Annotated in this window: 9 protein-coding genes; 5 read left to right on the top strand and 4 right to left on the bottom strand. The window is 42.7% G+C overall.

Annotated features, from left to right (window positions below; genetic code table 11):
• Positions 1-110 precede the first annotated feature (110 nt).
• On the bottom strand, positions 111-341 hold the full coding sequence (locus B5G09_RS13410) for a hypothetical protein (RefSeq protein ID WP_087405575.1): 231 nt from the start codon (positions 339-341) through the stop codon (positions 111-113).
• Positions 342-656: 315 nt separating this feature from the next.
• Between B5G09_RS13410 and B5G09_RS13400 the strand changes: the two genes are divergently transcribed.
• From B5G09_RS13400 to B5G09_RS13380, 5 genes are all read left to right on the top strand, one after another.
• Complete coding sequence (locus B5G09_RS13400; protein ID WP_087405573.1) at positions 657-992, top strand: SH3 beta-barrel fold-containing protein; 336 nt, start codon at positions 657-659, stop codon at positions 990-992.
• Positions 993-1370: 378 nt separating this feature from the next.
• On the top strand, positions 1371-2048 hold the full coding sequence (locus B5G09_RS13395) for a porin family protein (protein WP_087405572.1): 678 nt from the start codon (positions 1371-1373) through the stop codon (positions 2046-2048).
• A gap of 9 nt (positions 2049-2057) precedes the next feature.
• Entirely contained in the window at positions 2058-2435 is a 378-nt protein-coding gene (locus B5G09_RS13390) for a hypothetical protein (RefSeq protein ID WP_143256578.1), read from the top strand.
• A gap of 141 nt (positions 2436-2576) precedes the next feature.
• Positions 2577-3200: a recombinase family protein gene (locus B5G09_RS13385; RefSeq protein WP_087405577.1), complete on the top strand. Its 624-nt coding sequence runs from the start codon at positions 2577-2579 to the stop codon at positions 3198-3200.
• A 372-nt stretch (positions 3201-3572) separates the two neighbouring features.
• On the top strand, positions 3573-5081 hold the full coding sequence (locus B5G09_RS13380; protein WP_087405570.1) for a recombinase family protein: 1509 nt from the start codon (positions 3573-3575) through the stop codon (positions 5079-5081).
• 243 nt (positions 5082-5324) lie between these two features.
• Here B5G09_RS13380 and B5G09_RS13375 read toward each other — a convergent pair whose 3' ends face one another.
• From B5G09_RS13375 to B5G09_RS13365, 3 genes are read right to left on the bottom strand one after another with little or no spacing between them, the layout of a single operon-like run.
• On the bottom strand, positions 5325-6323 hold the full coding sequence (locus B5G09_RS13375; RefSeq protein WP_087405569.1) for a HipA domain-containing protein: 999 nt from the start codon (positions 6321-6323) through the stop codon (positions 5325-5327).
• The gene (locus tag B5G09_RS13370; protein ID WP_087263621.1) at positions 6320-6646 is read right to left on the bottom strand and encodes a HipA N-terminal domain-containing protein; all 327 of its coding nucleotides are present in this window, start codon (positions 6644-6646) and stop codon (positions 6320-6322) included. Before B5G09_RS13370 ends, B5G09_RS13375 begins: the two co-directional genes overlap by 4 nt.
• Positions 6633-6848 carry a helix-turn-helix domain-containing protein gene (locus B5G09_RS13365; protein WP_087405568.1) on the bottom strand — a complete coding sequence of 72 codons (216 nt, stop codon included), beginning with the start codon at positions 6846-6848 and terminating at the stop codon, positions 6633-6635. The genes B5G09_RS13370 and B5G09_RS13365 overlap by 14 nt, the downstream gene beginning before the upstream one ends.
• Between the last annotated feature and the right edge of the window lie 185 nt (positions 6849-7033).

Raw genomic sequence — 7033 nt, 5'->3', positions numbered from 1 at the left:
GTTGGAGATCATGATCTTCTTTGCTGCTGTGGCAATCTAATTTTGTATTAAAATAATCTTTTCAGATGTTTGCAAAGGCACTCTATTTTGTAGCAATGTAATTTAAAAGATTATTTTTGTTTGGGGATAGTGATCAGCACCCCTTTCCGGATAATGCAGAGTTTATTTTGGTATGGCTTTTCTGCAGAGAGTCCATAGTTGCGTAAACTGCCATAAGTAATTCCTATTTCTTCTTTGCTGAATTTCTCATAAATGGCTGCCAATGATCCAAAGTAATGATGGCTGTTGTCTGCAAATAGTTCAACATGGACAACTGTCCGCTCTGCTTTCTCCTTTTCCATATTATGCTATTTTAGGCAAAACTATAAAAATATGACAGATATTCAAAATAAATCATGTTATATTTGCATATATGAAATATATGTCATATCTTTGTGCTATAAACAAAGGGATGGAGGATATATGGCAACGGAAAGGAAATACAAGATTATGGGAGCGGGAAGCGGGCTTTATGTATGGGATGTGGAGACGGGTGAGAAGGTGTATCGCGGTCGCTCTTATGCCGATTGCCGTAATAAGCTCTACGAATTGATGGGGTGGAGGACTCCCAAACATTGGAAATTCTAACAATAGGTGTAATAATAAATCTTACAAGTATGGATCAGGTTATTTTACTCAATGACAACACGGTAGTGCGTGCAAAGGTTATTGCAGTTCGCACCTCTTCAAGAATGGTGGATGGCATCTCAAAGGCTCTTTTGATTGAACAACTTAAGCGGAAACTGCGCAGCGGGCAGATTGTAAAGTTCGCCTATCTGAAAAAGGATGGAAGCATCAGAATCGCTTTTGGTACCACGAATCCAGACTTTATAGCAGATAAGGTTTGCGGTTGGGGTGAAAGCCGTGAACGTTATGCAAATACTGCATACTATGATTTGGAAAGCGGAGGTTGGAGATCATTCAGATGGGAAAATTTGATAGCGGTGTATTAGCCGCTATCTTACTTTTTGCAATACCTCACGAGTGTTGTTCGTATGTGAAAATAATTTTCTATCTTTGTGATGCTGAATGTAGAAATGCAGGAGGCAGACATATTTGATGAAAGTGTTTTCGCACTTCCCTGTCAGAAAATGTGGAAGTTTTCAAAGAGAAGGGTTGGACGAACAGCACTCATTCCTTGTATAGATACGTGGTTGGTACATTTTGTACCCATACCCCAATATCTATCTCGGTGTGGGGTATTGCGTCGTTTATTTTCTCTTGGGTCCTTCCACTACCTTCTGGCAAGTAAGCGAAACGACTCCACACTTTCTTTTTGTTTATAATCATCTCTTGGGGAGTCGGGGAGAGCCTAAACTAACCAAACGGTTATGAAAAAACTTTTCTTTGCCCTTGTGGGTGTTGCCATGGTAGCAAGCAGTGCTGTTGCGCAGAATTATGAAAAGAACCTTTACGGGGTGCGCGCAGGTCTGAATGTTTCAAACGCATCCATGTCTGGATTTGATTTTAATTCAAGGGTTGGCTTCCACGTAGCTGGCGTTTACCAGCGCCTGTTGATGGAGACCCATCCCCTTTATTTGGAGACAGGTCTACAGATTTCACAAAAAGGATTCAAGGCTGATTTCTGGGCAGACAAAGAGACGGCAAATCCATTATATCTTGAGATCCCAATAATGGTTAATTACAAATTTAATATTAAAGATGTGGTAACTTTATACCCCAGCATTGGATTTTATTATGCATTGGGTGTCAGCGGGAAAAGTAAGTATGAATACATGGATACGGAGGAGTTTGAAGGTGAATCCTACTCTGAAAAGAGCGACTTGTTTGGCGCCAATGGCGTAATGAAACGTTCGGACTTCGGTATGCGTTTCAGTGCTACAGCAGAGTGGAAACAATTTGTTTTTAGTCTTGGCTACGAATTTGGATTTGTTAATGTGGCTAAGATTGCGGCTGGAGGGAATCCTGAGTCCAATGAAGATGCCCTCAGTAGCTGGGGTAAATTGAAGACGGGAAATTTCTTTCTTTCTGTGGGATATAATTTCTAATCGTTTCAAATGAAAAAACTTTTGTTTGTTTTTGCTGCAATTGCACTTTTTGCGAGTTGCTCCAAAGATGAAGATAATAATAACGGTCTTCTTGTTGGTAAATGGGAGCAGGTTAAAACAGTATGGCATGACGGAAGTCCAGATGATGAGTATGCTCCGGGCGAATATGTTCTTGAGTTTACTGCAGATGGGCGAGTCTATGAGTATCAGTTTGGAGAAAAAAGTCCATATTCTACAAAATATTCTTATAATAGCACGACGAGTGAGTTGACGCTAATGTTTGTGACATTCAAAGTTGATTTGTCTGCTGATGAGTTGATTATGCATTCTCAAAGCATAGATGTTACTCCCTCGCTTTACGATGATTATTACAAGCGTATTGAATAATAAGTTTAACATAAACTTGTAGCGTCTGAATCCCGGCTTTAAGGTCGGGATTTTTTATTGCAGGAAAGGTAAATTATGATAAAGATATTGCATATATTGTATAAATGTAATATATTTGTATTGAATAAGGATTGATAAATGATGGAAACAAGAGTAGTAATATATGCAAGGGTTTCAACTGCTGGACAGGACTATGAGCGCCAGCTATCAGAGTTAAGGGAGTATGCATCACGAATGGGGTATGAGGTTGTTAAAGAGTTTTCAGAAAAGATAAGCGGAGCAAAGAAGATTGCAGAGCGAGAGGCTTTGGCGGACCTGCTCAAATATGTAGAGGAGAATAAGATTGATAAGGTGCTGATCTATGAGTGCAGCCGTTTATCCCGCCGAGCTGTTGATTTTTTGCAGGTTGTAGAGTATTTGACTGAGCACGGGATTAGTGTATATATTCATCAGAATGGGTTAGAGACACTCTTGCCTAATGGCGGTCCCAATCCCATTGCACAACTCGTGCTTGGCATTCTTGCTCAGTTCAATAGTATGGAGCGAGGGTTAATTCGCAGTAGGATGGAGAGCGGCTACAATCATTTCAGGCGACAAGGAGGTAAGGTGGGACGGAAAGTTGGTTATCGTAAAAGCGCAGATGAAATGAAAACACAGTATTCCAAAGAGATTCAGTTGATAAAGAAGGGTATTTCGTTAAGAAATATAGCCGCAATCTGTGGGGTAAGTGTGAATACCCTTCAAAAAATCAAGAAAATTATTTAAAATATTAAATATAAAATTTGGTTTTTAAAAATAAAATTTGTATTTCTACACCAAAGAGTAATTCCACTCTTCAAAATAAAAATTAAAGTATGACGTAATAACAAATATTTGAATGTTTGTGCCTATGTGCATAGGTGGTCTAAGTTTCCCACGGCGAGCAAAAGTCCTGCAAGAATGACGCAGGAGCCGAAAGCGAATAAGAAGGAATATGATTCAATGTGTTTAATTATAAATTAAGCGATTATAAAGATGATTTACAGAAGATAGGTATCACGAGCGAAATAGATATGACAGTCATTATGGATTATCTGTATACTCTGGCGGGAATTGGTGCTGAGTATGTGAAAATAAAAGAGAATAGCAATTTAAAAGATGAATAGAAATGAACATAGTATAGGTGTAATTTGGACACGAGTGTCATCCAAGAAGCAGATGGATGAGGGTGGCAGTTTGGAGCATCAGCGAGATGTGTGCAGGAGGTATGCACAACGTTGCAATATAGAGGTTATCAAAGAGTACGGAGGATTTTATGAGAGCGCCAAGGTGCAAGGCAAGCACTTTAAACAGATGATTGCAGAGGTGAAACGCAATCGGCATATTAAATATCTTATTATCTATTCCTCTGATAGATTTGGACGTAATGGTGCAGAATCCATTAAAACGTCTGAGGAACTAAGGGCATTGGATATATATGTTATTGCAGCAACGCAGGAAATAGATGCTCGTACTCCTCAGGGAAAGTTCATGCGCAATTTCAATTTCATCGCGGCTGAGTTTGATAATGATGTGCGCCGAGAGAAATGTACCGCAGGTGTCAAGGCGAAGGTTGAGGCTGGCATTTGGTGCGGGAAGACACCTTTAGGCTATTATTCACAAGGGAAAGGTCGTCATACGCAATTCATTATCAATGAGCAGGGATGGCTATTGAAAAAAGCCTTTGAACTAAAAATGCAAGGTGTCAAAAACTGCAAAATTTTAGAATGGTTATCCAACAGAGGGGTGGAGATTAGCAAACAACAACTTCATAAAATCTTTGTCAATCCCTTCTATGCGGGGAAAATATCTCACAAGGCATTAGGGGATGCGGTGATAGATGGAAATCAGCCTCCTTTGATTACATGGAGCGAGTTTGAACGGGTGCAGTTGGCTTTGTCTGCAAGGACAGGACGATATGTTCATGATAGGGAGTCGCCTAAATTCCCTTTGTTGAAGCATGTATTTTGTGCAGAGGATCACACGGCATTTACCAAGTATACGACCAAGAACATTGATTATTATAAATGCAATGTGGCAGGTTGTTGCACAAACCGCAATGCAAAAGATATGCACCGCAAATATGCGGAGTTATTAGATGGATTTGCCTTACCCAAAACGCTTCGTCCCATCTTTGAAAAGGTCGTAAAGGATTATTTTGCACAGAGTTGCCATGAGCAGGTCAAAAATAGGACTTTGTTGACCAAGCAACTTTCAGAGATAACAAACAACATCAAGAAGGTGCAAATGAATCGAGCTATTGATGCGATTGATGATGAAATTTACCAGGGAGCAATAGCAGAATTGACTGAAAAGAAACTCAAAGTTGAAAGGGAGTTGGAGAAGGAAAACATAAAATTATCGAACTTTACGCACCATATCCATAAGGTGGTGTTAACTTGCTGTGAATTAGGGGATATGTGGCGTAACGGGACACTTGATATTTGTCAGCAGATTCAGCATTTGGCGTTTCCTGGAGGAGTTGAGTGGGATAAGTCAGTTCAAAATTATCGAACTCCTACCACTAATGAGGCGTTGAGTATAATGCGCAAATTTTCAGATGATTACATAAATAAAAATGAGGACAAAACTGCAAAAAATGCAATTTGTCCCCAAATGTGCGGATAAAGGTACTCCGATACAATAGAAACCTATCTGTATATCAGAATATTAAGCGAACTTTCAAGGCTTGGTTGTCGCCTTGCCCACCGGTTTTCTGCGCTGCGTTGCATCGCGTCTGTATCTTCCTGTCAGACAATGCAAAAATAGTAAAAATCCCGAAATTCTCCAAATGCGGAAAATTTTGCGGAAGCAGTCTGTATTTTGCTCTTTCTGTACGGCCTATCGTTCCCGTTATTGGGTCGGCACGACTTAAAAACCGAGCATTCGACGGCGGTAGTCGAACGTTTGCCTGTATTGCTTTTTCAGCTCCTTCGAAATGAACGAACGTTCCAGCAATTCATAGGTTAAAGGCTGGTCGGACAGGAACAGTTCGATTTCTTTCCTAACCACCTTTTCCGGAAGTCCAATGCGTCGTCCGAACTCCTCAAAGTCGGCGCGCCGGATGGTACGGGTGTCCGAGAAGGCCATACCTTCTCTGAATAACCCCTTGTCGAGGGCGAATATCCGGGGCTCCCGCAGTTGCAGCGCTGTATTGACAAGGTCATAGGCCGGGGAGAGCCGATACTCCCCGTTGTATTCGATCAGGGAAAAGTTTTTCAGATGGGCATCATCGTTCGACGTAACGAAATTGAACAGGATGAGCCGGAAAAAACGCTGGATGTCGACCAGGGCAGCTTTGACGTAGCGGTGGATGATCCCGGCGCACTCTTCGTAACTGGCCTTGTCGTATTTGTAGTTGGCTCCTGCGTTGTCTTTGGTATATCCCAGCAGGGCCGCGAAATCCTCCTGCTTGTATTTTCCCCGGTTATGTACATCGAACCGGCGCGTAATATATGCCGGTTCTTCGTTGTCGAAAAAACACAGGCCATTGGCTGCCGTCTCGATGCCGTATACTTGAGAAGCAATCTGCATTGTAACATGCTCATTGGCCGCGCAATACTCCCGATTGATGATGTGATAGCCGGTGGGCCGGGGTTTCAGAATGAACAGCCCCTGCTCCCGTTCACGGGCATACCGCAGCGTATCAAACTCGTCCATGACAACCGAGAATTTGGGCTGTGCCCCCGAGAGCGATATGCGTCCCACGTTTCTGATGGCGTCAAGGGCTTCCGGCGAATCCGCATCCGGGCTGGGCCCCGCAAAGATATGTGATACCTCCCGACCGTCGAACAGCGCCTTCCGTGCCGCTGGCGAGTAGGTGTCGTATCCCTTTTGCAGGGTTGACGGGCAGACGTTCAGTTTTGTCATGGCTCAATCGGTTTTACGGTAATGGCACCTACGGTGTCGAACTGGCAGGTGGCCAGCAGGATGCCGAAATCGTCCTCGGCATCTATGTGGAGCAGTTGGGACTGGATCTGCCGATTCTCTCCTTCGGAGAGCATGTTTGCAAATACGGGGAAGAGTACGTTCGAACGGTAGGGCTCGGCCTGGAGCGGAAGCGTCAGACTGACAGGTCCGCTCTTTTCGTTGAGCAGATAGGCCTTGTCGTAGGTGAAACAAAACGTGCGATTGTCCTCTTCGGTCAAAACTCCGGCTTTTATTCCGTGCAGGTAAACTTCACACCGTCTCATGGTTCAAATCCTTTAATTGAGCAACCAGTTGCAACCCGAGCACGTTGCATATTGCGAGCAGGGAGGTCATCCGCGGATTGCCCGCCCCCCGTTCCACGGCAACGACCGTATTGATGCTTACTCCGGCCAGATCGGCCAACTCCTGTTGCTTGATCTTCAACATGTGCCGGCGCTCCTTGATTTGTTTGCCCAATACGTTCATATTCGTATTATATTGTGATTTTATGCAAAAATAATGTTTTATATTGGTAAAAACAATTTATATTCACATTATATTGTGAATATGGCGCTTTTGTTATGGGCTTTGGCAAGATGCGTATATAAATCGCAATATATTGAGATTTCGGAGATGGAAGGCGATGGGGTGATTCTTGTTTTTGATGTTGT

The sequence above is a fragment of the Alistipes sp. An54 genome, assembly GCF_002159375.1.
In the GTDB taxonomy this organism is placed as follows: Bacteria; Bacteroidota; Bacteroidia; order Bacteroidales; family Rikenellaceae; genus Alistipes; species Alistipes megaguti.
Note: the sequence above shows the minus strand (reverse complement) of the source record. Positions and strands in the feature narration are given on the sequence as shown.

Bases quoted from the DNA above. Each gene is read 5' to 3' on its own strand.
- B5G09_RS13410 (WP_087405575.1), bottom strand. From the start codon at position 341: ATGGAAAAGGAGAAAGCAGAGCGGACAGTTGTCCATGTTGAACTATTT.
- B5G09_RS13400 (WP_087405573.1), top strand. From the start codon at position 657: ATGGATCAGGTTATTTTACTCAATGACAACACGGTAGTGCGTGCAAAG.
- B5G09_RS13395 (WP_087405572.1), top strand. From the start codon at position 1,371: ATGAAAAAACTTTTCTTTGCCCTTGTGGGTGTTGCCATGGTAGCAAGC.
- B5G09_RS13390 (WP_143256578.1), top strand. From the start codon at position 2,058: ATGAAAAAACTTTTGTTTGTTTTTGCTGCAATTGCACTTTTTGCGAGT.
- B5G09_RS13385 (WP_087405577.1), top strand. From the start codon at position 2,577: ATGGAAACAAGAGTAGTAATATATGCAAGGGTTTCAACTGCTGGACAG.
- B5G09_RS13380 (WP_087405570.1), top strand. From the start codon at position 3,573: ATGAATAGAAATGAACATAGTATAGGTGTAATTTGGACACGAGTGTCA.
- B5G09_RS13375 (WP_087405569.1), bottom strand. From the start codon at position 6,323: ATGACAAAACTGAACGTCTGCCCGTCAACCCTGCAAAAGGGATACGAC.
- B5G09_RS13370 (WP_087263621.1), bottom strand. From the start codon at position 6,646: ATGAGACGGTGTGAAGTTTACCTGCACGGAATAAAAGCCGGAGTTTTG.
- B5G09_RS13365 (WP_087405568.1), bottom strand. From the start codon at position 6,848: ATGAACGTATTGGGCAAACAAATCAAGGAGCGCCGGCACATGTTGAAG.